This window comes from Pseudomonas sp. B21-017 (genome assembly GCF_024749245.1).
Taxonomy (GTDB): Bacteria; Pseudomonadota; Gammaproteobacteria; order Pseudomonadales; family Pseudomonadaceae; genus Aquipseudomonas.
The window spans coordinates 1923271-1945804 of sequence record NZ_CP087194.1 but is presented as its reverse complement, the minus strand read 5'-3'; the positions used below and the strand labels follow the sequence as shown (position 1 = coordinate 1945804).

The following is a 22534-nucleotide window of genomic DNA, read 5'->3' as shown; positions in this document are numbered from 1 at the left end:
GGCTTTTGTGAATGGTTGCGAACTTTCGGTTCATTGCGTCTTCACACACCGCAATCTGGTGTCCTTTCGCTTTTCAGCTCGAAGCATACAAATTGCTTGGGTGTTATATGGTCAAGCCTCACGGGCAATTAGTATTGGTTAGCTCAACGCCTCACAGCGCTTACACACCCAACCTATCAACGTCGTAGTCTTCGACGGCCCTTCAGGGGACTCAAGGCTCCAGTGAGATCTCATCTTGAGGCTAGTTTCCCGCTTAGATGCTTTCAGCGGTTATCTATTCCGAACATAGCTACCCGGCAATGCCACTGGCGTGACAACCGGAACACCAGAGGTTCGTCCACTCCGGTCCTCTCGTACTAGGAGCAGCCCCTCTCAAATCTCAAACGTCCACGGCAGATAGGGACCGAACTGTCTCACGACGTTCTAAACCCAGCTCGCGTACCACTTTAAATGGCGAACAGCCATACCCTTGGGACCGGCTTCAGCCCCAGGATGTGATGAGCCGACATCGAGGTGCCAAACACCGCCGTCGATATGAACTCTTGGGCGGTATCAGCCTGTTATCCCCGGAGTACCTTTTATCCGTTGAGCGATGGCCCTTCCATACAGAACCACCGGATCACTAAGACCTACTTTCGTACCTGCTCGACGTGTCTGTCTCGCAGTCAAGCGCGCTTTTGCCTTTATACTCTACGACCGATTTCCGACCGGTCTGAGCGCACCTTCGTACTCCTCCGTTACTCTTTAGGAGGAGACCGCCCCAGTCAAACTACCCACCATACACTGTCCTCGATCCGGATAACGGACCTGAGTTAGAACCTCAAAGTTGCCAGGGTGGTATTTCAAGGATGGCTCCACGCGAACTGGCGTCCACGCTTCAAAGCCTCCCACCTATCCTACACAAGCAAATTCAAAGTCCAGTGCAAAGCTATAGTAAAGGTTCACGGGGTCTTTCCGTCTAGCCGCGGATACACTGCATCTTCACAGCGATTTCAATTTCACTGAGTCTCGGGTGGAGACAGCGCCGCCATCGTTACGCCATTCGTGCAGGTCGGAACTTACCCGACAAGGAATTTCGCTACCTTAGGACCGTTATAGTTACGGCCGCCGTTTACCGGGGCTTCGATCAAGAGCTTCGCGTTAGCTAACCCCATCAATTAACCTTCCGGCACCGGGCAGGCGTCACACCCTATACGTCCACTTTCGTGTTTGCAGAGTGCTGTGTTTTTAATAAACAGTCGCAGCGGCCTGGTATCTTCGACCGGCGTGGGCTTACGCAGCAAGTGCTTCACCCTCACCGGCGCACCTTCTCCCGAAGTTACGGTGCCATTTTGCCTAGTTCCTTCACCCGAGTTCTCTCAAGCGCCTTGGTATTCTCTACCCAACCACCTGTGTCGGTTTGGGGTACGGTTCCTGGTTACCTGAAGCTTAGAAGCTTTTCTTGGAAGCATGGCATCAACCACTTCGTGTTCTAAAAGAACACTCGTCATCAGCTCTCGGCCTTAGAATCCCGGATTTACCTAAGATTCCAGCCTACCACCTTAAACTTGGACAACCAACGCCAAGCTGGCCTAGCCTTCTCCGTCCCTCCATCGCAATAACCAGAAGTACAGGAATATTAACCTGTTTTCCATCGACTACGCTTTTCAGCCTCGCCTTAGGGACCGACTAACCCTGCGTCGATTAACGTTGCGCAGGAAACCTTGGTCTTTCGGCGTGGGTGTTTTTCACACCCATTGTCGTTACTCATGTCAGCATTCGCACTTCTGATACCTCCAGCAAGCTTCTCAACTCACCTTCACAGGCTTACAGAACGCTCCTCTACCGCATCACCTAAGTGATACCCGTAGCTTCGGTGTATGGTTTGAGCCCCGTTACATCTTCCGCGCAGGCCGACTCGACTAGTGAGCTATTACGCTTTCTTTAAAGGGTGGCTGCTTCTAAGCCAACCTCCTAGCTGTCTAAGCCTTCCCACATCGTTTCCCACTTAACCATAACTTTGGGACCTTAGCTGACGGTCTGGGTTGTTTCCCTTTTCACGACGGACGTTAGCACCCGCCGTGTGTCTCCCATGCTCGGCACTTGTAGGTATTCGGAGTTTGCATCGGTTTGGTAAGTCGGGATGACCCCCTAGCCGAAACAGTGCTCTACCCCCTACAGTGATACATGAGGCGCTACCTAAATAGCTTTCGAGGAGAACCAGCTATCTCCGAGCTTGATTAGCCTTTCACTCCGATCCACAGGTCATCCGCTAACTTTTCAACGGTAGTCGGTTCGGTCCTCCAGTCAGTGTTACCTAACCTTCAACCTGCCCATGGATAGATCGCCCGGTTTCGGGTCTATTCCCAGCGACTAGACGCCCTATTAAGACTCGCTTTCGCTACGCCTCCCCTATTCGGTTAAGCTCGCCACTGAAAATAAGTCGCTGACCCATTATACAAAAGGTACGCAGTCACCCAACAAAGTGGGCTCCCACTGCTTGTACGCATACGGTTTCAGGATCTATTTCACTCCCCTCTCCGGGGTTCTTTTCGCCTTTCCCTCACGGTACTAGTTCACTATCGGTCAGTCAGTAGTATTTAGCCTTGGAGGATGGTCCCCCCATATTCAGACAAAGTTTCTCGTGCTCCGTCCTACTCGATTTCATTGATAAGAGATTTTCGCGTACAGGGCTATCACCCACTATGGCCGCACTTTCCAGAGCGTTCCGCTAATCTCAAATCAACTTAAGGGCTAGTCCCCGTTCGCTCGCCACTACTAAGGGAATCTCGGTTGATTTCTTTTCCTCAGGGTACTTAGATGTTTCAGTTCCCCTGGTTCGCCTCTTGCACCTATGTATTCAGTACAAGATAACCATCTTATGATGGCTGGGTTCCCCCATTCAGACATCTCCGGATCAAAGTCTGTTTGCCGACTCCCCGAAGCTTTTCGCAGGCTACCACGTCTTTCATCGCCTCTGACTGCCAAGGCATCCACCGTATGCGCTTCTTCACTTGACCATATAACCCCAAGCAATCTGGTTATACTGTGAAGACGACATTCGCCGAAAATTCGCATGCTCAATTAAGAGCAACTCACAAATTTTACCTTAGCCTGATCCGTTACCAGTGAAAGTAACGTTCAGTCTATCTTTCTATCACATACCCAAATTTTTAAAGAACGATCTAGCCAAAGACTAGAAATCAACATTCACCATCATCACAATGGAATGCTCATTTCTAAGCTTTCAACAACAGAAGCAGTAGTGGTGGAGCCAAACGGGATCGAACCGTTGACCTCCTGCGTGCAAGGCAGGCGCTCTCCCAGCTGAGCTATGGCCCCGTATTTCTACAGGTATTCCCACACAAAATTGGTGGGTCTGGGCAGATTCGAACTGCCGACCTCACCCTTATCAGGGGTGCGCTCTAACCAACTGAGCTACAGACCCAATTTCGAGCTACTAAGGCCGACCTCACCCTGCTCTTTACCACACAGCATGGGGTGCGCTCTAACCAACACAGCTACAACCTGATACAGGCTGCTTCATATCGTCTTCTTCAATGAATCAAGCAATTCGTGTGGGAACTTATGGAGCAGCTGATGTCGTCGATTAAGGAGGTGATCCAGCCGCAGGTTCCCCTACGGCTACCTTGTTACGACTTCACCCCAGTCATGAATCACACCGTGGTAACCGTCCCCCCGAAGGTTAGACTAGCTACTTCTGGTGCAACCCACTCCCATGGTGTGACGGGCGGTGTGTACAAGGCCCGGGAACGTATTCACCGCGACATTCTGATTCGCGATTACTAGCGATTCCGACTTCACGCAGTCGAGTTGCAGACTGCGATCCGGACTACGATCGGTTTTATGGGATTAGCTCCACCTCGCGGCTTGGCAACCCTCTGTACCGACCATTGTAGCACGTGTGTAGCCCAGGCCGTAAGGGCCATGATGACTTGACGTCATCCCCACCTTCCTCCGGTTTGTCACCGGCAGTCTCCTTAGAGTGCCCACCATTACGTGCTGGTAACTAAGGACAAGGGTTGCGCTCGTTACGGGACTTAACCCAACATCTCACGACACGAGCTGACGACAGCCATGCAGCACCTGTCTCAATGCTCCCGAAGGCACCAATCCATCTCTGGAAAGTTCATTGGATGTCAAGGCCTGGTAAGGTTCTTCGCGTTGCTTCGAATTAAACCACATGCTCCACCGCTTGTGCGGGCCCCCGTCAATTCATTTGAGTTTTAACCTTGCGGCCGTACTCCCCAGGCGGTCAACTTAATGCGTTAGCTGCGCCACTAAGAGCTCAAGGCTCCCAACGGCTAGTTGACATCGTTTACGGCGTGGACTACCAGGGTATCTAATCCTGTTTGCTCCCCACGCTTTCGCACCTCAGTGTCAGTATCAGTCCAGGTGGTCGCCTTCGCCACTGGTGTTCCTTCCTATATCTACGCATTTCACCGCTACACAGGAAATTCCACCACCCTCTACCATACTCTAGCTCGACAGTTTTGAATGCAGTTCCCAGGTTGAGCCCGGGGATTTCACATCCAACTTAACGAACCACCTACGCGCGCTTTACGCCCAGTAATTCCGATTAACGCTTGCACCCTCTGTATTACCGCGGCTGCTGGCACAGAGTTAGCCGGTGCTTATTCTGTCGGTAACGTCAAAACAATTACGTATTAGGTAACTGCCCTTCCTCCCAACTTAAAGTGCTTTACAATCCGAAGACCTTCTTCACACACGCGGCATGGCTGGATCAGGCTTTCGCCCATTGTCCAATATTCCCCACTGCTGCCTCCCGTAGGAGTCTGGACCGTGTCTCAGTTCCAGTGTGACTGATCATCCTCTCAGACCAGTTACGGATCGTCGCCTTGGTGAGCCATTACCTCACCAACTAGCTAATCCGACCTAGGCTCATCTGATAGCGCAAGGCCCGAAGGTCCCCTGCTTTCTCCCGTAGGACGTATGCGGTATTAGCGTTCGTTTCCGAACGTTATCCCCCACTACCAGGCAGATTCCTAGGCATTACTCACCCGTCCGCCGCTCGCCACCAGGTACAAGTACCCGTGCTGCCGCTCGACTTGCATGTGTTAGGCCTGCCGCCAGCGTTCAATCTGAGCCATGATCAAACTCTTCAGTTCAAACATCTTTGGGTTTTTAAGAAACCCTAAACTTGGCTCAGCAATCGTTGGTTACATCTTTGATTTCTCGCGGAGTAACTTGTGATGCTGATAATCTTGTTGACTATCAGTCTGACTCCACAAGCACCCACACGAATTGCTTGATTCAGTTGTTAAAGAGCGATTGGTTAAGAGCTTTCGTCTCAACCGAGGCGCGCATTCTACAGCAGCCTCTGTTGCTGTCAAGCGGTTATTTTCAGAAGTTTTCAAAGTTTCCTTTGCAACTTCAACCACTTGCGCTTCCGATCTCTCGTTAGCGGGAGGCGAATTCTACAGCGTTAGCCGCTGCTGTCAACACCTCTTTTTCTCCGCTTTCGACCGAGAAGATCGAACCGTCAATAAGGCGACAATACCCTGCCTTACCAACTCCTTCTGGCTTCGATGAACTGAAGCGTAACCGCTGTCGAAAACTGCGTAACTCGTTGTTTACCAAGGAGTTTTCCGTTTCGACTGCGCCGGAAGTGGGGCGAATTATAGACGTCCAGAATCTGCCGTCAACCCCTGATTACGCTTTTCTATCAGGATGTTCAAAATCCCTGCTTATATATAGACGCAACCGCAACGAATGCGCAATATATTGCCCAACACATTACACACTACTCTCGTTTCTCACCTCGGACGATGCCACGCAATGAATGACCACCCCCGCAGCCTTGCCTCGACCCTGTTCTCGGTAGGCCTGCTCTTGATAGCCATGGCATCGATCCAGTCCGGAGCCTCCCTGGCCAAAAGCATGTTCCCGGTTATCGGCGCTCAAGGGACCACCACCCTGCGGCTGATCTTCGCCAGCGTGATCATGCTGCTGCTATTGCGCCCATGGCGAGCGAAGCTCACCGCAAAATCCCTGCGCACGGTAATTGTCTATGGGATGGCGCTGGGCGGCATGAACTTCCTCTTCTATATGTCCTTGAACACTGTCCCTCTGGGTATCGCGGTAGCCCTGGAGTTCACCGGCCCATTAGCGGTCGCTATTTATGCCTCACGTCGGGCGATCGACTTTCTGTGGATCGCTCTGGCGGCAGTGGGTTTACTGCTGTTGATTCCAACTGGCGCCACGAGCGCAGGTATTGATCTGATTGGCGCAGGTTATGCCCTTGGCGCCGGTGTCTGCTGGGCGTTGTACATTCTGTTCGGCCAGAAGGCCGGTGCCGACAATGGCGTGCAGACCGCCGCATTGGGCGTGATGATTGCTGCACTGTTCGTAGCCCCCATCGGTATCGTCCATGCTGGTGCTGCGCTGCTGACACCCTCGCTGATTCCCGTGGCCATCGGGGTCGCGATTCTGTCCACTGCCCTGCCCTACACCCTGGAGATGGTCGCCCTCACACGGCTGCCGGCCCGGACCTTCGGCACATTGATGAGTATCGAGCCCGCGTTCGGTGCACTGTCCGGCCTGTTGTTCCTCCATGAATACCTTTCCCTGTCTCAGTGGATGGCAATCCTGTGCATCATTCTGGCGTCCGTCGGCGCAACCATGACCATGGGGAGCACCGCCAAGCCCGCAGTTGCGGCGGATTGATACGAGATTTGACGAGGGTCTAGTATTTACCGCTCATTTAGGCCATGTTTAGGCCACGTAACTCAGTGTCAGACATGGATTTTTTCAGATAGGGATATCAGAACGCTTCAAGCAAAAGCGAATGCAGGCAGACCCGGGCACAAAGATCCGGGGCCTCAATAAGGACAGCAATGAAACGAATTTTGATACTGATCGCCGTGCTTGCAGTTGCGGGCTGCGCGGCGACCTCGAAAACCCAGATCAAACACGGCAAGAAAGGGCTGCATATCAACTGTTCCGGGCTGTCGTCCTCCTGGGACCAGTGCTACACCAGCGCTGCCAACTCGTGCGCGCCCAAGGGTTACAAGGTGATTGCCAAGTCTGGGGATGCGGTCGAAGAGCCCGGAGATTATCCGTTTGGCCTTAACCCGGCCGGCTATACCAGCCGCAGCATGATCGTCATCTGCAAGTAATCCTCCAACCCTATTGGGCTTGCGTAGCCCGATAGGCGCCTCGCCCGGGATGCTGCTAACGTTCGTCAGTCACTGACCGTTCAGCAAAGGGCGACATCCATGACCACCGCTATCAATAGCAAGAAAATCGTATTGGTCGTCGGCGCAGGCGATGCCACCGGCGGCGCCATCGCCAAGCGTTTTGCCCGGGAAGGCTACGTCGCCTGCGTCACACGTCGCAGCGCAGACAAACTTCAGCCACTGGTAGATGCCATCACGATCAGCGGCGGCGAGGCTCATGGTTTTGCCTGCGATGCGCGCAAAGAAGAGGACGTGATTGCGCTCGTCGAGCAGATCGAAACCGCGATCGGCCCCATCGAAGCGTTCGTCTTCAATATCGGCGCCAATGTGCCCTGCAGTATTCTCGAAGAAACCGCCCGCAAGTATTTCAAGATCTGGGAAATGGCCTGTTTCTCAGGGTTTCTCAATGCTCGCGAAGTGGCCAAACGCATGGTCACCCGCCAACGGGGCACGATCCTGTTCACCGGGGCCACCGCCGGTTTGCGCGGTGCCGCAGGTTTTGCTGCCTTCGCCGGCGCCAAGCACGGGATTCGCGCCCTGGCCCAAAGCATGGCCCGCGAACTGGGGCCGATGAACATCCACGTCGCCCATGTGGTGGTCGATGGTGCCATCGACACCGACTTTATCCGCGACAGATTTCCGGAAAAATACGCGACCAAGGATCAGGACGGCATCCTCAATCCCGAGCACATCGCCGAAAACTATTGGTACTTACACAGCCAGCCACGGGACGCCTGGACGTTCGAGCTGGATCTGCGCCCCTGGAGCGAACGCTGGTAAGCCTTCCCCTACGACAAAAAGAAGAGCACATCGACATGAGTAAAACCGTGGAGTTCTTTTTCGACCTCGGCAGCCCCGCCACCTACCTGGCCTACACCCAACTGCCGAAAATCTGCGCGCAGACCGATAGTCAGCTGATCTACAAACCGATGCTGCTGGGCGGCGTCTTCAAAGCCACCGGCAACGCCTCCCCGGTGACCATTCCGGCCAAGGGTCGCTACATGTTTCAGGACCTGGACCGCTATGCCAAGCGTTACGGTGTACCACTGAAGTTCAACCCGCACTTTCCCATCAATACCCTGATGTTGATGCGCGCGGTCACGGGTATGCAATTACGTCATCCCGAACGCTTTCAGGCGTTTATCGATTGCCTGTTTCACGCCCTGTGGGTGGAAGGGTGCAGCCTCGATGATCCCGCGACCGTTGCCGCCGTGCTGACGCAAAACGGTTTCGACCCGAACGAGGTGCTGTCGCTAGCCGCAGATGAGAACGTCAAAGCCGCCCTCAAGAAAAACACCGAGGAAGCAGTACAACGCGGTGTATTCGGCGCACCGAGCATGTTTGTCGGGAATCAGCTGTTCTTTGGCCAGGATCGGCTGGACTTCGTCCTTGAAGCCCTGCGGGCACAATAGCCAGGCATGAGCCAGGCGCTGTTTCCAGCGCCTGAACTCAAGCCGATCAAATAGCCGCGGTCCGGGTGTTCAACCACTCAAGGGCCGCGCCATCGAGCAACGGGCTCAGGCGCTCGCGCACTTCGGCATGGTAGCCGTTGAACCACTGCTTTTCGTCTTCGGTCAGCAACGACGGTTCCAGGCAACGGGTGTCGATCGGGCACAGGGTCAGGGTTTCGAACTTCAGGAATTCACCGAACTCGCTCTTGCCCGCCTCGCGGTTCAACACCAGGTTCTCGATCCGCACGCCCCAGCGGCCCGGACGGTAGGTGCCCGGTTCGATGGAAGTGATCATCCCTGGCTGCATTGCAGTTTGCGGCGCGGCTGCCGCCTGATAGGCGATCACTTGCGGGCCTTCGTGAACGTTGAGGAAGTAGCCGACGCCGTGACCGGTGCCATGACCGTAGTCGACACTTTCGGCCCAGATCGGTGCGCGGGCAATGGCGTCCAGCAACGGCGACAGAATGCCCCGCGGGAACTGCGCGCGGGAGAGTGCAATCACGCCTTTGAGTACGCGGGTGCAATCGCGCTTCTGCTCGTCAGTCGGCGTCCCCACCGGCACCATCCGCGTAATGTCGGTAGTGCCGCCCAAGTATTGGCCGCCGGAGTCGATCAGCAACAGGCCGTCACCCTCGATGACCGCGTGCTCTTCTTCGGTGGCGTGGTAATGCGGCATCGCACCGTTGGCATTAAACGCAGCAATGGTGTTGAAGCTCAGTGACACATAATCCGGACGCCGGGTGCGGGCCGCGGTCAGGTGTTCGTCGATGGTCAGCTCGGTGATGCGCTCACGCCCCCATGCCGCCTCCAGCCAGGCGAAGAATTGGCACAGCGCCGCGCCATCCTGCTCCATGGCCCGACGGATGTGCTCGGCATCGGCCAGGCTTTTTTGTGACTTGGCCAGGGTGGTCGGGTTCAAGCCTTCGACCAGTTTCACATCACTGTTCAAGTTATCCAGCAGACCTGCCGTGACCCGCGCCGGATCGACTTGCAGGCTCGCGCCGCTTGGTATGGCGCGCAAGGCGGCGGCCACTTCGCTGTAATCGCGCAGGGTCACGCCGTCCTGTTCAAGGATGGCACGCAGCTCGGCGCTGACTTTACTCAGGGCGACGAACAAGGTGGCCTGTTGCTGGCTAATGAGCGCGAAGGACACAAACACCGGATTGAACGACACATCGCCGCCGCGCAAGTTGAACAGCCAGGCGATGTCATCGAGGGTGGCGATGAAATGCCAGTCGGCACCGCGCTCTTTCAACACGTCACGCAGCTGGGCGAGTTTTTCGCCACGGCCGACGGTCGCCTGAGGCGGTAAGTGTTGATAAATCGGCTCGTTCGGCAAGCTCGGGCGATCACTCCAGACTTCGCTCAGCAAATCGATGTCAGTGCGCAGACGTGCGCCGCGTTCTTGGAGTTTGCTGCTCAGGGTACGCGCCGACGCCACGGCCATCACCGCGCCATCGACTGCAACGACACCGCCTTCAGGCGTTTGCTCGGCCAGCCAATCAAGCGGGCCGGGTTGACCCGGTTGCAGCTTGACCAGCTCGATACCGCTGCCCTTGAGTTCCTTGCTCGCTTGTTCCCAATAGCGGCTGTCGGCCCAGACGCCGGCGAAATCCGGTGTGACGATCAGCGTGCCGACCGAGCCATGGAAACCCGACAGCCACTGCCGCCCCTGCCAATAGCCCGGCAGGTATTCCGACAGGTGCGGGTCGGCCGACGGCACCAACAGAGCATGAATGCCCTCCCGGCTCATCAGCTCGCGGGTTTGCGCCAGGCGCCGGGGTACCAATCCATTGATCGAAGGCTGCGTACTCATCGTGTCTCCTGCTAACCACTTCATCATTATTGTTGGGTGCCGATCAGAGTCGGCGCTTAAGGACCTGTCGCCCAGAATGCCGGAGCACTGGCGGTGGCCGTTTTGATCAGGTGCGCAGCCTGGTCGATATCTTGCTCGGTGGTGAAACGCCCCAGGCTCAGGCGAATGGTGCGACTGGCCGAGCGCGCGTCATGCCCCAGCGCCAGCAGCACATGAGATGGCGCATTACTGGCGGAGTTGCAGGCCGACGTCGCGGAAAACGCGATCGAAGTGCTCAACGCCGCGGAATTGAACTCACCTTCGTTGAAGGTCAGGCTCAGGGTATGGGGAATGCGTTGGGTCGGACTGCCATTGACGCGAATACCGGAAATGCTCAGCAGCTGATCGAGCAAGCGTTCACGCAGGCGCACGATGGTGGCTTTTTCTTCATCGAACAAAGCGGCCGCCAGTGCGAAAGCGGCGCCCATGGCTGCGATCTGGTGCGTCGCCAGAGTACCGGAACGCAACCCGCCCTCATGGCCGCCACCGTGGATCTGCGCCTGCAGGCGCTGTTGCGCACGAGGCCCGACGTACAGCGCGCCGATGCCTTTGGGGCCGTAGACCTTATGCGCCGAGAACGACATCAGATCCACCGGCCACCGGGCCAGGTCGATCGCTACTTTGCCCGCGCCCTGAGCCGCGTCAACGTGGAACAACGCATCGCGATCACGCACCACCTGGCCGATGGCCGGGATGTCGTTGACGGTGCCCAGTTCGTTATTGACCAGCATCAGCGACACCAGAAAGGTGTCTTCACGCATCGCCTCGCTGACTGCTTGCGGAGTTATCAGGCCTTCGGCATCGGGCACCAGATACGTCACGGCAATGCCGGCATCCTGCAATTGTTTGGCGGTGTCGAGAATTGCCTTGTGTTCAATCTGGCTGGTGATGATATGGCCGCCGGACACACCGCGGGCCTGGGTAACGCCCTTGAGTGCCAGGTTGTTGGATTCGGTGGCTCCGGAGGTCCAGACGATCTGCTCGGCCTGGGCGCCCACCAGTTCGGCGACTTGGCGCCGTGCGTGCTCGACCGATTGCCGGGCCTGTTGACCGAAGGCGTGGGAGCTGGACGCTGGATTGCCGAAGTTACCCGTGAAACCCAGACACTCGACCATCACCTTGATGACCCGCTCATCCACCGGCGTGGTGGCGGCGTAGTCGAAATACAACGGACGTTTATTCATAGAATGACTCGCAGAGCGTGTTCCGGGATCAGGAAGCTCGTCACTGGAAATATCAAAGCGCCGCCTTATGAGCGGCGCCGAATTTGCAGAACGATAGCAATACCTGATCGGAGGCCGTTAAAGAAGAACAACTTCATTTAAAAGTGCGTAGGAACGCTCCTGAAGTCGAGCTTAACAGGCATCAGGCAACCGGTTGAAGCAATGCGTCAGCTAAAACTTTCAAGCAACAACGGATACATGGAAGCCACCAGCAACGAGGCCATGCCCCAGTTGAACAGGCGTAGCCAGCGGCGATCGCGCAGCACATTGCGCAACAGCGTGCCACAACCGGCCCACACACCGACGCTCGGCAGGTTGATCAGAGCGAAGACCGCGGCAATCACAATCACATTGGTGAAATAGCCCTGCATCGGCGTGTAGGTGCTGATGGCACCGATGGCCATGATCCAGGCCTTGGGGTTGACCCATTGAAACGCCGCCGCGCCCAAATAACTGATCGGCTTGCCCTCGCCCTGCTCCCCCTCGGCGACCGGCCCGGAATGCGCAATCTTCCAGGCCAGGTACAGCAAATACGCCGCGCCGACATAACGCAGCACGGTGTAAAGCAGTGGATAGGTTTGAAACACCGTGCCCAGGCCGAAACCGACGGCCACCACCAACACGAAGAAGCCACAGGTAATGCCCAGCATGTGAGGGATGGTGCGGCTAAAGCCGAAATTCACGCCCGAGGCCAGCAACATGGTGTTGTTCGGGCCGGGGGTGATCGAGGTGACAAGGGCGAACAGGGCAAAGCCCAGCAGCAGGTCGAGCGAGAGCATGGGGGGCAGTCCATCAGAGTCAGTCAGGTGTTGACCCTATCGCACGCCTTGAGGGAAACCCATGGACAGTTGCGTGAAAGTTAGAGCAGTACAGTTGTCGCTCAGCTTTGGCGACCGTGCATCTGTACTGTGCGCTCGGCGTTCATCTCGCCTTGCTTGTCAAAACTGATCGATTTGGTCGGCTGGCCGAGCAATTCGGCTTTCTTCGCGTGGTACTCCTCGAAGGACAAGCCCCGACGGTTCAAGGCTTCCAGCGCCAGTTCCCGGGTTTCTTCAGCGGTGTAGGGGCGTAGTTCCGGTGAAACATGACTGGCACATCCGGCGAGGACGGAAACGGCGAGCAACAGAAAAGTGGTGAGTAGAGTTTTCATTTCGAAAGTCCGGATAGCTGGGTTCGGGGCAATGAACACAGGCTACCGACGCTCCCCGACGGGCAGAAATCAATGCTCTCGATAGTGGGTATCGGGAATTGGTGAACTGGCAGTGAACAAGCGTCGCGCCACAGAGAACCTGTCGATCCAGGTTCTTACCGCTGATGCACCAAAATTGCAGTGCGGCGCGTTGTCGTGACTGCGGCTACTCGTCGGGCACTCAGTTGTGGCGAAGGGGTTGACCTATAGTTATCCGACCGGAAAACGGCGAAGGAACACCTTAACTCCACAACAATAAAGGGAGAACCGTCATGAGCGTCAAACCTATTCCAGAGGGTTATCACAGCATCACCCCTTATCTGGGCATTCAAAAAGCTGCCGAAGCCATCGACTTCTACAAGAAAGCCTTTGGCGCCACCGAAGTCATGCGCCTGGCCATGCCCGACGGCGGCATCGGGCACGCCGAACTGCGTATCGGCGATAGCCCGATCATGCTGGGCACACCCTGTGACCAAGGGCCTTTGAGCAACCCGGACAAATCGCCGTCCGTGGGCCTGCATTTGTATGTGAACGATGTGGACAAGTCCTATAAACAGGCCATCAATGCCGGTGCCACGGTGGTGTCCGAGGTCAAGGATCAGTTTTATGGCGACCGCACGGGGACCTTGAAGGATCCCTATGGGCATGTGTGGTTTCTGGCCACGCGCAAGGAGGATCTGACGCAGGAACAGATCGAACAGCGGGCGAAGGAGATGTTCAAGCAGGGTTGATAGCTTCGGTATGTGATCAGCCCCCATCGCGAGCAGGCTCGCGATGGGGGCATCACATTCAACATCAATATTGGCTGTTCCCACACAGCGCAGAAACACGAAACATTTACTTTCATATCCCCTTTCGGGATTTCCGATGCTCATACGTCTTATTTAGATGCAGCCGGTCGCGTAGGCAAAAGCCACGACCGGGCCTTTCATGGACCTCAACGCTGGGAAGCCCGCAGCAGAGGTCCTCTCATCGAAACAAGACCTTTAATCATGTCGAAGAAATCCCGCTCAAAACTCTGGTTTCTGGTCCATAGCTGGCTGGCCCTGCCCATCTGGTTCTTTGTATTGATCGTCTGTGTGACCGGCACATTGGCGGTGGTCAGTCAGGAAATCGTCTGGCTGGCCAACCCGCAAATGCGCGCCAGCCCGCCTTCGGACGACGCGCCGCTGCTCAGCTATGACCAGATCATCGCCGCCATCAAAAAGGCCGAGCCCCAAACGCTGGTCGAAAGTATCAACCGTCCCGACGAGTCGCATTTCGCCCTGGACGTGAAGGTCAGCTACCCGGACGGACGCTCGGTGACGGTCTATGTGAACCCCTACAGCGGGGCGATTCAGGGCACCGCTCCACCCTTCAACTTCCAGGCCTTCACTCGCGCGCTGCATGGCTGGTGGCTGGTGCCATTCACCAACGGCTACAGCTGGGGCTGGTATCTGGTGTCGTTCCTCGGCTTGCCGATGCTGGCTTCACTGGTGACGGGGCTCGTGGTCTACAAACGGTTCTGGAAAGGCTTCTTGCGACCGACCCTGCGCATTCGTCATGGCGCGCGGATTTTCTGGGGCGACTTTCACCGGCTCAGCGGCATCTGGTCGATCTGGTTCATTGCGGTGATTTCCGTCACCAGCACCTGGTTCATGATTGAAGCGATCCTGTCCGATAACCACATTTCGATTTCCACCGCGCCGGTCGCCCCCGTCGTCCCGCGTGAGAGCGTGCCGCTCACCGTCGATGGCGCACCGGCGCCGATGATCAGCCTGGAAAGCGCGATCCGCGAGGCCAAGGAACGCATTCCTGGCCTGGAAGACAGCTCTGTCAGCCTCCCCGCCAATGCCTATAGCCATCTTTTGGTGAGCGGGCGCAGTTGGTACCCGTTGATCTACCAGAGCGCCGAGGTCAACCCTTACACCGGTGACATTTCCACCACGCGCCTGCTGTCGGATCGTTCGGGTCTGGAGCTGGTGACCGAATCCATGCGTCCGCTGCACACCGGCGATTTCGGCGGTATCTGGATCAAGCTGATCTGGTTCTTCTTTGGTCTGATCCTGAGCATGATGGTCCTCAGCGGCCTGTTGATCTGGACCAAACGCACCGCCCTGGCCACGGCCAATGCGCTCAAGCGCAGCAACAAGCGTCCACGGGCTGCGCTGACCGGCCAGCCGGCCCCGGCCATGAGCCGCGAAGCCACGGAGGGCAGCCGATGAGCCAGGTCGCAGCAGAAAAACCACGCTCGCCGCTAAGCCGCTTCTGGCACACATGGCGTTTCCACATCAACGTGCTGCTGTTGCTGGTGCCGCTGGGATTCATGCCCAAATACTTCGCCGACGCAGCGCTGTTTCGCGGAGACACCGGCCTGGGTGAGCGTGAAGTCGGAGAAGTTCAGGTCGGCCCCTGGAGCCTGCGCCTGGCTGAATTGCGCAACGCAGCCCCGGTATCCGATGGCCCGGCCGGCTACTTGAAGTCCTTCAATGCTGCGCTCTGCGACAGTTGTCGCGATCAGGTCAAGGCGACTTACCTGCGCATTGGCAAACCGCGCAGCCTGCGCGCCGCCGGGGTGATTTTCTTCGGCACGCCCTACCACATGGGCGCCGCGCTGCCGGTACCCGAAAAGACCAAAAACGACGCTGAACTGTGGATCACCATGGAAGGCTGGGACGGCGCCATGCATCAAGCCTCCATCCCCCTGAGCCAGGCGTCGCCGGCCACCGTCGCATGGCTGAACAGACAAGGAGGCAAACCATGACCAGCGTTTTTCGCCCCGTTTTACTGGTGCTCTGCACCGTCTTCAGCACCAGCGCTCTGGCCCACAACCCGATGTGCGAGTGCAAGGCCATCGACGCCGAACAGATCCGTTGCACCGGTGGTTTCTCCGACGGCAGCGGCGCGCCGGGCGTGACCCTGGATGTGATCGGCTACGATGAAACCATTCTGGTGCCAGGCAAGCTCGGCGCCGATTCGACCCTGACGTTCAAGAAGCCCGGCGCTGAATTCTACGTGCTGTTCGACGCCGGTCCCGGCCACGTGGTCGAGATCGACCAAGCCGACATCGAGGCGCCCTGAGCATGAGCACGCCAACCACCCAAGTGGTGCGCCCGGCCGGAGCCGGCCATGAAACCCTCTATGTGTTGCTGTTGTGCCTGATGATCCTGGCGGTGGCCGGCTCGGTAGTCGCCTGGCGCGGCGAGTCCCGGGAAGTGAGCAGCGTCGGCAGCCATCAACTGGATGCCCGCCGCGACCTGAGCGCATCCGAGCAAGGTATTTACGCAGACCTGCGGGTCACGCTGGATGAAATCCACCTGTTGCGCGAGGAACAGCAAGCGCTGCCCACACCCGCCACCCTCGCCGAGGAAGGTTTCGCGCCGTTTGCCCAAGACGCCAGTTCTGTCAGTCGAGGCGGTCATGCCTGGCAATTGCTGGACGCCAAGGCGTACTTCGGCCAGAGCCAGGCACCCACCGTGGCCGGCTCATTCCTGATGCGTTTGACTGCTGACGACGATGCGCCAGACATCTGGCTCAACCGCTCCAAAGCCCTCGCGCCCCCGGCTGATCTGACTGACGCCGCGCTGGAAAGCGCTGGCTGGCAGCAGATCGTCGCGCAATTCGATGCCGGGGTCACCCGCCAGCATCGGCACTGACCCCTCGCCCTCACCCGAGAGAAGACCGCTTTCCCATGCCTAGTTCATCTCAACGTCGTTTTTTGCGCCTGCTGCTGGTCGGCCTGCTTGCCTGTTTGCTGACGCCTCTGGCCAGTGCCGACGAAGCCAAGCGCCTGCGCATCGGCATCACCCTGCACCCTTATTACAGCTACGTGGCCAATATCGTCGGCGACAAGGCCGAAGTGGTGCCGTTGATCCCGGCCGGTTTCAACCCGCACGCCTATGAGCCCCGCGCCGAGGACATCAAACGCATCAGCGGGCTCGACGTGATCGTGCTCAACGGTGTGGGCCATGACGACTTCGCCGACCGCATGATCGCCGCCAGCGAAACCCCGAATATCAAAGTGATCGAAGCCAACGAAAACGTGCCACTGCTGGCCGCCACCGGTGTCGCCGCTCGCGGTGCCGGTAAAGTGGTCAACCCGCACACGTTCTTGTCGATCAGCGCTTCGATTGCCCAGGTCAACAACATTGCCCGCGAGTTGGGCAAGCTCGACCCGGCCAACGCTAAAACCTACACCCAGAATACCCGCGCCTACGGTAAGCGCCTGCGGCAGATGCGCGCCGATGCCCTGGCCAAACTGACCCAGGCGCCGAACGCCGAGCTGCGCGTGGCCACGGTCCATGCTGCCTACGACTATCTGCTGCGCGAGTTCGGCCTGGAAGTCACTGCCGTGGTCGAGCCGGCCCACGGCATCGAACCCAGCCCCAGCCAATTGAAAAAGACCATCGATCAACTGCGGGAGCTGGACGTGAAAGTGATCTTCTCGGAGATGGATTTCCCGTCCACTTACGTCGAAACCATCCAGCGCGAATCGGGGGTGAAGCTGTATCCGCTGTCGCACATTTCCTATGGCGAATACACCGCCGACAAGTACGAAAAGGAAATGACCGGCAACCTCAATACCGTGGTTCGGGCGATTCAGGAGTCTGGCGCATGACCGCTCAAGAAACCCTGACCGTACAAAGCGCCGGCCCGACCCTCGACTTCGCCGAAGTCAGCCTGACGCTGGGGCGCACGACCATCCTCGACAACGTAACTTTTCAGGTCCGGCCCGGCAGCGTGCATGCCCTGGTTGGCCCCAACGGTGGCGGCAAGAGTTCGCTGATCAAGACCCTGCTCGGGCAGATGCCGCATCAGGGCCGTTTGAGCCTGCAATGGCCCGACGAACCGGGGACTATCGGCTACGTGCCGCAAGCGCTGGAGTTTGATCGCGGTTTGCCGATGACCGTCGACGACTTCATGGCGGCCATGTGTCAGCGACGTCCGGCGTTTCTCGGCTTGAGCAAGCATTTCGCAACAGCCATTGGCGAGGCGCTGGAACGGGTCGGCATGCAGGACAAACGCAAACGGCGCATGGGCGCGTTGTCCGGCGGTGAGCGCCAGCGGGTTTTGTTGGCCCAAGGGCTGATTCCGGCGCCGCAATTGCTGGTGCTCGATGAACCGATGTCGGCGCTCGATGAGGCCGGTATCCAAGTGTTCGAACGGCTGCTGGGCGATTGGCGCCAGAGCGGCATCACCGTGCTGTGGATCGAGCATGATCTGGAAGCGGTCGGGCGTCTGGCGGACCGGGTCACCGGGCTCAATCGTCGGGTGTTGTTCGATGCCACGCCGAAACAGGCGCTGACCCCGGAGCGACTGCTGACCTTGTTCTCGACCCATCCCCGGAGCGCTGCCTGATGAGCTACGAAGCCTTTCGTTTGATGGTCCAGGGTTGGGCCTCGTCGGGTTACCTGCCGGAAGCGCTGGCCTATGGATTTGTGGTCAACGCCCTGCTCGCTGGATTGCTGATCGGCCCGGTGCTGGGCGGTTTGGGCACGCTGGTGGTGGTCAAGCGCTTCGCATTTTTCTCCGAAGCGGTGGGTCACGCGGCGTTGACTGGCGTGGCCATCGGCATTCTGCTCGGTGAACCTTACACCGGGCCTTATGGCAGCCTGTTCGGTTACTGCCTGCTGTTCGGGATTTTGCTGAACTACCTGCGCAACCGCACGGGTCTGGCGCCGGATACATTGATCGGCGTGTTTCTGTCGGTGTCGTTGGCGCTGGGCGCGAGCCTGCTGTTGATTCTGGCGGGCAAGATCAATGTGCACATTCTGGAAAACGTGCTGTTCGGCTCGGTACTGACGGTCAACGGCAACGACCTGCTGGTGTTGGCCATCGTCGGCTCACTGGTGATGGCACTGGCCCTACCGCTGTACAACCGCATCATGCTCGCCAGTTTCAACCCGCAACTGGCGGCGGTACGTGGCGTGGCGGTGAAAACCCTGGACTACCTGTTCGTGATCCTGGTGACGCTGATCACGGTGGCAGCGGTGAAAGTCATCGGCGCGATTCTGGTCGGCGCCCTGCTGGTGATTCCAGCGGCGGCCGCGCGGTTGCTCAGCCAGTCATTGAAGGGTTTTTTCTGGTGTTCGGTGCTGATTGCCACGGTGAGCACCTTGTGCGGAATTCTCGCGCCGATTGTGTTTGACCTGCCCATCCCGTCCGGTGCCGCGATCATTCTGGTGGCCGGTATCGCCTTCGCCCTGGCCGCGATCGCTCGCGGCATCCTCCCCAGCCTGAAAGGGAACCTCGGATAAATGTGTTTTTCTCTGCGTCAACTGACCCTGGCATTGACCTTCACATTGCCCCTGTGCGGTCTGGCCAATACTGGCTTTGCGGCGGACAGCGCCAAACCGCTGCACGTGCTGGCGTCCTTGCCGATCACCTATGGTCTGGGCGAAGTGTTGCTCAAAGGCACCGAAATCAAACTGGAACGGGCCGCGCCGGACAATCTGCCCGGCAGCCGACAGACCGCCTATTTCACCGGTCGTGGCGCTCCGGCGCTGGCCAAGCTGGCGACCGACGCCGATGCCGTGATTGGTCTGCGTTCCCTGTGGGCGGATGATCCGCTGTACCCGATATCCCGGCGCAGCAATATTCGTATCGTCGAAGTCGACGCCGCCCGCCCGGTGGACGGCGCCCTTCCCGGCATCGCCGTGCAGCCCGGCAGCAAGGTCGACGGGTTGAACAGCCAGCCGTGGCTTTCCAGCAACAACATGGGGCGCATGGCAGACGTGATGGCGGCGGACCTGGTGCGCCTGGCGCCGGTGGCCAAACCGACCATCGAGGCCAATCTGGCTGCGCTCAAGCAGCGCCTGCTCAAGCTCAGTGCCGACAGCGAAGCGCGGCTGGCCAGTGCCGATAACCTGAGCGTGATGAGCCTGAGCGATCATTTCGGCTACCTGATCGGCGGCCTCAACCTGGAGCTGATCGGCCTCGATGCACGGCCGGATGCCGAGTGGACGCCTGAAGCGCTCAAGCAGTTGAGTGCGACGCTCAAGGACCATGACGTGGCGGTGGTGTTGCATCATCGACAGCCGTCGGAGGCGGTGAAAGCGGCGATCTCGCAGGCAGGCAGTCGGTTGGTGGTGTTGAGTGTCGATGCGGCGGATCCGGTGGCCGAGCTGGAAGGGAATGTGGATCAAGTGATCAAGGGGTTGAGCGGGGCATAACGTCGGTTAAACCCGCGATGGCAGCCGCGCAGACAACAGAGATTTCAAACGTGAAAAACCCGCTGACCGTCACCGGTTCAGCGGGTTTCTTTTTGCGCGGCGACTCAGTGAGCCACGGCCGCCTGCTCTTCCATTTTCTGGCGCAGGCTCAGTGGACGCATGTCAGTCCAGACCTCTTCGATGTAGGCCAGGCATTCCTTTTTCAGGCCGCTCTTGCCCACGGTGCGCCAGCCTTGTGGCACGGCTTTGTAGTCGGGCCAGATCGAGTATTGCTCTTCGTGGTTGACCACGACCTGAAAGAGGATGTCCTCGCGGTCGAATACTGACGTCATGCTGTCTCTCCATCGCTATAGGGTGGGCTGCACACCGCGCGCAGCCGTTATGTAGAAGGAACGTTAAAGGCGCTGAAAAATTTAGAGGCTGGCGACGGCTGCGGCCATGGCCCTGCCGAAAATGTCGGCTACCCGATCGATTTCGGCAGCGGTGATCACCAACGGCGGCAGGAAACGCACGACACCGCCATGACGCCCGCCCAGCTCGAGGATTAACCCACGCTTGAGACATTCGCGCTGCACCAACGACGCCAGACGACCGAATACCGGTGGATGGCCTTGAGCGTCCGGCGCACCAGCCGGGTCGACCAATTCGACACCCAGCATCAAGCCACGTCCGCGAATGTCGCCCAGCTGCGGGAAGTCCCGCTGCAGGATGTGCAGGTGTTCGCTCAAGCGCTCGCCCATGGTGGCGGCGTGCTCGCAAACCTTGTGCTCGGTCAGGTAGCGCATCACCGCAGAGCCTGCGGCCATGGCCATCTGATTACCGCGGAAGGTTCCGGCATGGGCGCCCGGCAGCCAGGTGTCGAGCCAGTCGCGATAGACCACCACCGCCAGCGGCAGGCTGCCGCCGATGGCCTTGGACATCACCACCACGTCCGGAATGATTCCGGCGTGCTCGAAGGCGAACATCTTGCCGGTGCGGGCAAAGCCGCTCTGAATCTCATCGACGATCAGCGCCACGCCGGCCTGCTCGGTGATGCGCCGCAAACCGCGCAGCCAGTCGAGATCGGCCGGAATCACCCCGCCCTCGCCCTGCACCACTTCGACGATCACCGCAGCCGGCAGTTGCACGCCAGCCTCTGGATCGTTCAGCAGGTTCTCCAGGTAATTCAGGTTGACCTGCACTCCCTGCACACCACCGAGACCGAACGGGCAACGGTAATCGTAGGGATACGGCATGAACTGCACGCCATTGCCGAGCAAGGCACCCAACGGCTTTTTCGGTCCCAGACTGCCCATCAGGCTCAGTGCACCCTGACTCATGCCGTGGTAACCGCCCTGGAACGACAAGACGGTACTGCGCCCGGTGGCGGTACGCACCAGCTTCAGCGCGGCTTCCACGGCATCGGTGCCGGTGGGGCCACAGAACTGAATCTTCGCTTCAGCGGCCAATGCCGGCGGCAGCAGGCCGAACAGGTCCTGGACAAACCGGTCCTTGACCGGCGTGGTCAGGTCGAGGGTGTGCAGCGGCAGTTCATCGCTCAGCACTTGCTGGATCGCTTCGATCACCACCGGATGGTTGTGCCCCAGGGCCAGGGTTCCGGCACCGGCCAGGCAATCGATGAAACAACGGCCTTCGACGTCTTCGACATAAATGCCCTTGGCACGCTTGAGTGCCAGGGGTATGCGTCGCGGGTAGCTGCGGGCGTTCGATTCCTGTTGGCTCTGACGGGCCAGCAGCGGCGATTCGTTGAACTGATAAAGCGTCTCGGCAGGCGTCGGGGCAATCCGGGCCGGCTGATCTTCGATAAGGCTGGTAGCGACTGACATCTCTCGACCCCTGTTGATAGTGACCAAAACTGCACACCGGGCAGGTGCGCATTCCGTTCACGGGGCGCACTTGCAGGTTTTCCTGTTCTGGAAACGCATCAAGGGCTCGAGGATTTAGACCCTCGATCAGCTTTCTATGAAGGTGGTGGCAGCGCCTTGTGCATGGGAATGGCGTGGAGCCCCGCCACCGTGAAAGCTTCAGCGCAAGCCCGGTAACCCAGGCGGTGGTAAAACGCTTCGCCGGTGCGCGTGCTGTTGAGACGTGCCTGGGGCAAACCCTGAGCAATCAACCACGTCTCCAGATCATGCACCAACGCTTGTCCGGCGCCCCGTCGAAACCATTCCGGTTGCACGTAACAAAACGCAACCTTGCCGCTGATCGCCGCCATGGCGACGCCGACCGGTTTGTCTTGCAACAGAGCGATGTTCAGGTACAACCGCGGGTCGTTCAGCCAGGGCTGCACGTGTTCGATGGTTTTGTTGTGGGTCCAGGTGGCGACGGTTCGCGGGTCGTTACGGTGGTCGAGCGCGCAGCCGACGCGAATGGAGCGCTCGACGATCCGGCTGATGATGCCGGCGTCGGCAGACGTTGCCTTGCAGATGTGTATCGATGCAGTCATGGCGCTGTTACCTCAATCCA

At 58.3% G+C, this 22534-nt stretch carries 20 protein-coding genes, 2 tRNA genes and 2 rRNA genes; 13 read left to right on the top strand and 11 right to left on the bottom strand.

Annotated elements, in window-relative coordinates:
- Window positions 1-107 precede the first annotated feature (107 nt).
- The 4 genes from LOY28_RS08650 to LOY28_RS08635 form a co-directional block, all read right to left on the bottom strand.
- Window positions 108-2999 (bottom strand): 23S ribosomal RNA (locus tag LOY28_RS08650).
- Window positions 3000-3245: 246 nt separating this feature from the next.
- Window positions 3246-3321, bottom strand: a tRNA-Ala gene (locus LOY28_RS08645).
- Between the two features lie 29 nt (window positions 3322-3350).
- A tRNA-Ile gene (locus LOY28_RS08640) sits at window positions 3351-3427 on the bottom strand.
- Between the two features lie 163 nt (window positions 3428-3590).
- Window positions 3591-5129 (bottom strand): 16S ribosomal RNA (locus LOY28_RS08635).
- Together the 16S and 23S rRNA genes with 2 tRNA genes alongside form the textbook arrangement of a ribosomal RNA operon.
- 670 nt (window positions 5130-5799) lie before the next feature.
- On the opposite strand from LOY28_RS08635, the gene rhtA reads away from it, so the two are divergent.
- The 4 genes from rhtA (at window position 5800) to LOY28_RS08615 (ending at window position 8611) form a co-directional block, all read left to right on the top strand.
- Window positions 5800-6687 (top strand): threonine/homoserine exporter RhtA, encoded by an 888-nt coding sequence (gene rhtA / locus LOY28_RS08630; protein WP_018929954.1) that lies wholly within the window; start codon window positions 5800-5802, stop codon window positions 6685-6687.
- Between the two features lie 170 nt (window positions 6688-6857).
- Window positions 6858-7139: a hypothetical protein gene (locus LOY28_RS08625; protein ID WP_018929955.1), complete on the top strand. Its 282-nt coding sequence runs from the start codon at window positions 6858-6860 to the stop codon at window positions 7137-7139.
- A 99-nt stretch (window positions 7140-7238) separates the two neighbouring features.
- The gene (locus LOY28_RS08620) at window positions 7239-7979 is read left to right on the top strand and encodes an SDR family oxidoreductase (RefSeq protein WP_018929956.1); all 741 of its coding nucleotides are present in this window, start codon (window positions 7239-7241) and stop codon (window positions 7977-7979) included.
- A gap of 35 nt (window positions 7980-8014) precedes the next feature.
- Window positions 8015-8611, top strand: a complete 597-nt coding sequence (locus LOY28_RS08615; RefSeq protein ID WP_111454969.1) for a 2-hydroxychromene-2-carboxylate isomerase — start codon at window positions 8015-8017, stop codon at window positions 8609-8611.
- 46 nt (window positions 8612-8657) lie between these two features.
- Here the strand turns inward: LOY28_RS08615 and LOY28_RS08610 are convergent, their stop codons facing one another.
- From LOY28_RS08610 to LOY28_RS08595, 4 genes are all read right to left on the bottom strand, one after another.
- Window positions 8658-10466: an aminopeptidase P family protein gene (locus tag LOY28_RS08610; protein ID WP_258613350.1), complete on the bottom strand. Its 1809-nt coding sequence runs from the start codon at window positions 10464-10466 to the stop codon at window positions 8658-8660.
- Window positions 10467-10522: 56 nt separating this feature from the next.
- Window positions 10523-11689 carry a cysteine desulfurase family protein gene (locus LOY28_RS08605; RefSeq protein ID WP_018929959.1) on the bottom strand — a complete coding sequence of 389 codons (1167 nt, stop codon included), beginning with the start codon at window positions 11687-11689 and terminating at the stop codon, window positions 10523-10525.
- Between the two features lie 206 nt (window positions 11690-11895).
- Window positions 11896-12507: a LysE family translocator gene (locus LOY28_RS08600; RefSeq protein WP_018929960.1), complete on the bottom strand. Its 612-nt coding sequence runs from the start codon at window positions 12505-12507 to the stop codon at window positions 11896-11898.
- 101 nt (window positions 12508-12608) lie between these two features.
- On the bottom strand, window positions 12609-12878 hold the full coding sequence (locus LOY28_RS08595; RefSeq protein WP_018929961.1) for a hypothetical protein: 270 nt from the start codon (window positions 12876-12878) through the stop codon (window positions 12609-12611).
- A gap of 311 nt (window positions 12879-13189) precedes the next feature.
- Between LOY28_RS08595 and LOY28_RS08590 the strand changes: the two genes are divergently transcribed.
- The 9 genes from LOY28_RS08590 to LOY28_RS08550 all read left to right on the top strand — a co-directional run bounded on the left by LOY28_RS08590 (window position 13190) and on the right by LOY28_RS08550 (window position 20068).
- Window positions 13190-13648 (top strand): VOC family protein, encoded by a 459-nt coding sequence (locus LOY28_RS08590; protein ID WP_018929962.1) that lies wholly within the window; start codon window positions 13190-13192, stop codon window positions 13646-13648.
- A gap of 261 nt (window positions 13649-13909) precedes the next feature.
- A complete protein-coding gene (locus LOY28_RS08585) occupies window positions 13910-15121 on the top strand; it encodes a PepSY domain-containing protein (RefSeq protein ID WP_064616801.1) in 1212 nt (403 codons plus the stop codon).
- Window positions 15118-15660, top strand: a complete 543-nt coding sequence (locus LOY28_RS08580; protein ID WP_064616800.1) for a hypothetical protein — start codon at window positions 15118-15120, stop codon at window positions 15658-15660. Before LOY28_RS08585 ends, LOY28_RS08580 begins: the two co-directional genes overlap by 4 nt.
- Complete coding sequence (locus tag LOY28_RS08575; RefSeq protein WP_138867065.1) at window positions 15657-15977, top strand: hypothetical protein; 321 nt, start codon at window positions 15657-15659, stop codon at window positions 15975-15977. Before LOY28_RS08580 ends, LOY28_RS08575 begins: the two co-directional genes overlap by 4 nt.
- A 2-nt stretch (window positions 15978-15979) precedes the next feature.
- Window positions 15980-16552: a DUF6162 family protein gene (locus tag LOY28_RS08570; RefSeq protein WP_064616798.1), complete on the top strand. Its 573-nt coding sequence runs from the start codon at window positions 15980-15982 to the stop codon at window positions 16550-16552.
- Window positions 16553-16587: 35 nt separating this feature from the next.
- Entirely contained in the window at window positions 16588-17514 is a 927-nt protein-coding gene (locus tag LOY28_RS08565) for a metal ABC transporter substrate-binding protein (protein ID WP_258613349.1), read from the top strand.
- Window positions 17511-18254 (top strand): metal ABC transporter ATP-binding protein, encoded by a 744-nt coding sequence (locus LOY28_RS08560; RefSeq protein ID WP_258613348.1) that lies wholly within the window; start codon window positions 17511-17513, stop codon window positions 18252-18254. The genes LOY28_RS08565 and LOY28_RS08560 overlap by 4 nt, the downstream gene beginning before the upstream one ends.
- Entirely contained in the window at window positions 18254-19153 is a 900-nt protein-coding gene (locus tag LOY28_RS08555) for a metal ABC transporter permease (protein WP_018929969.1), read from the top strand. The genes LOY28_RS08560 and LOY28_RS08555 overlap by 1 nt, the downstream gene beginning before the upstream one ends.
- Window positions 19154-20068: a metal ABC transporter solute-binding protein, Zn/Mn family gene (locus LOY28_RS08550; RefSeq protein ID WP_258613347.1), complete on the top strand. Its 915-nt coding sequence runs from the start codon at window positions 19154-19156 to the stop codon at window positions 20066-20068. It abuts the gene before it with no gap.
- Between the two features lie 104 nt (window positions 20069-20172).
- On the opposite strand, the gene LOY28_RS08545 is transcribed toward LOY28_RS08550, so the two are convergent.
- From LOY28_RS08545 to LOY28_RS08535, 3 genes are all read right to left on the bottom strand, one after another.
- Window positions 20173-20400 (bottom strand): MbtH family protein, encoded by a 228-nt coding sequence (locus tag LOY28_RS08545; protein ID WP_007934245.1) that lies wholly within the window; start codon window positions 20398-20400, stop codon window positions 20173-20175.
- An 81-nt stretch (window positions 20401-20481) separates the two neighbouring features.
- Window positions 20482-21894: an aspartate aminotransferase family protein gene (locus LOY28_RS08540; protein WP_258613346.1), complete on the bottom strand. Its 1413-nt coding sequence runs from the start codon at window positions 21892-21894 to the stop codon at window positions 20482-20484.
- A gap of 134 nt (window positions 21895-22028) precedes the next feature.
- Window positions 22029-22514, bottom strand: a complete 486-nt coding sequence (locus tag LOY28_RS08535) for a GNAT family N-acetyltransferase (RefSeq protein ID WP_018929972.1) — start codon at window positions 22512-22514, stop codon at window positions 22029-22031.
- Between the last annotated feature and the right edge of the window lie 20 nt (window positions 22515-22534).

Excerpts from the sequence above, each read along its gene's own strand:
- rhtA (WP_018929954.1), top strand. The coding sequence starts at position 5,800 with ATGAATGACCACCCCCGCAGCCTTGCCTCGACCCTGTTCTCGGTAGGC.
- LOY28_RS08625 (WP_018929955.1), top strand. The coding sequence starts at position 6,858 with ATGAAACGAATTTTGATACTGATCGCCGTGCTTGCAGTTGCGGGCTGC.
- LOY28_RS08620 (WP_018929956.1), top strand. The coding sequence starts at position 7,239 with ATGACCACCGCTATCAATAGCAAGAAAATCGTATTGGTCGTCGGCGCA.
- LOY28_RS08615 (WP_111454969.1), top strand. The coding sequence starts at position 8,015 with ATGAGTAAAACCGTGGAGTTCTTTTTCGACCTCGGCAGCCCCGCCACC.
- LOY28_RS08610 (WP_258613350.1), bottom strand. The coding sequence starts at position 10,466 with ATGAGTACGCAGCCTTCGATCAATGGATTGGTACCCCGGCGCCTGGCG.
- LOY28_RS08605 (WP_018929959.1), bottom strand. The coding sequence starts at position 11,689 with ATGAATAAACGTCCGTTGTATTTCGACTACGCCGCCACCACGCCGGTG.
- LOY28_RS08600 (WP_018929960.1), bottom strand. The coding sequence starts at position 12,507 with ATGCTCTCGCTCGACCTGCTGCTGGGCTTTGCCCTGTTCGCCCTTGTC.
- LOY28_RS08595 (WP_018929961.1), bottom strand. The coding sequence starts at position 12,878 with ATGAAAACTCTACTCACCACTTTTCTGTTGCTCGCCGTTTCCGTCCTC.
- LOY28_RS08590 (WP_018929962.1), top strand. The coding sequence starts at position 13,190 with ATGAGCGTCAAACCTATTCCAGAGGGTTATCACAGCATCACCCCTTAT.
- LOY28_RS08585 (WP_064616801.1), top strand. The coding sequence starts at position 13,910 with ATGTCGAAGAAATCCCGCTCAAAACTCTGGTTTCTGGTCCATAGCTGG.
- LOY28_RS08580 (WP_064616800.1), top strand. The coding sequence starts at position 15,118 with ATGAGCCAGGTCGCAGCAGAAAAACCACGCTCGCCGCTAAGCCGCTTC.
- LOY28_RS08575 (WP_138867065.1), top strand. The coding sequence starts at position 15,657 with ATGACCAGCGTTTTTCGCCCCGTTTTACTGGTGCTCTGCACCGTCTTC.
- LOY28_RS08570 (WP_064616798.1), top strand. The coding sequence starts at position 15,980 with ATGAGCACGCCAACCACCCAAGTGGTGCGCCCGGCCGGAGCCGGCCAT.
- LOY28_RS08565 (WP_258613349.1), top strand. The coding sequence starts at position 16,588 with ATGCCTAGTTCATCTCAACGTCGTTTTTTGCGCCTGCTGCTGGTCGGC.
- LOY28_RS08560 (WP_258613348.1), top strand. The coding sequence starts at position 17,511 with ATGACCGCTCAAGAAACCCTGACCGTACAAAGCGCCGGCCCGACCCTC.
- LOY28_RS08555 (WP_018929969.1), top strand. The coding sequence starts at position 18,254 with ATGAGCTACGAAGCCTTTCGTTTGATGGTCCAGGGTTGGGCCTCGTCG.
- LOY28_RS08550 (WP_258613347.1), top strand. The coding sequence starts at position 19,154 with ATGTGTTTTTCTCTGCGTCAACTGACCCTGGCATTGACCTTCACATTG.
- LOY28_RS08545 (WP_007934245.1), bottom strand. The coding sequence starts at position 20,400 with ATGACGTCAGTATTCGACCGCGAGGACATCCTCTTTCAGGTCGTGGTC.
- LOY28_RS08540 (WP_258613346.1), bottom strand. The coding sequence starts at position 21,894 with ATGTCAGTCGCTACCAGCCTTATCGAAGATCAGCCGGCCCGGATTGCC.
- LOY28_RS08535 (WP_018929972.1), bottom strand. The coding sequence starts at position 22,514 with ATGACTGCATCGATACACATCTGCAAGGCAACGTCTGCCGACGCCGGC.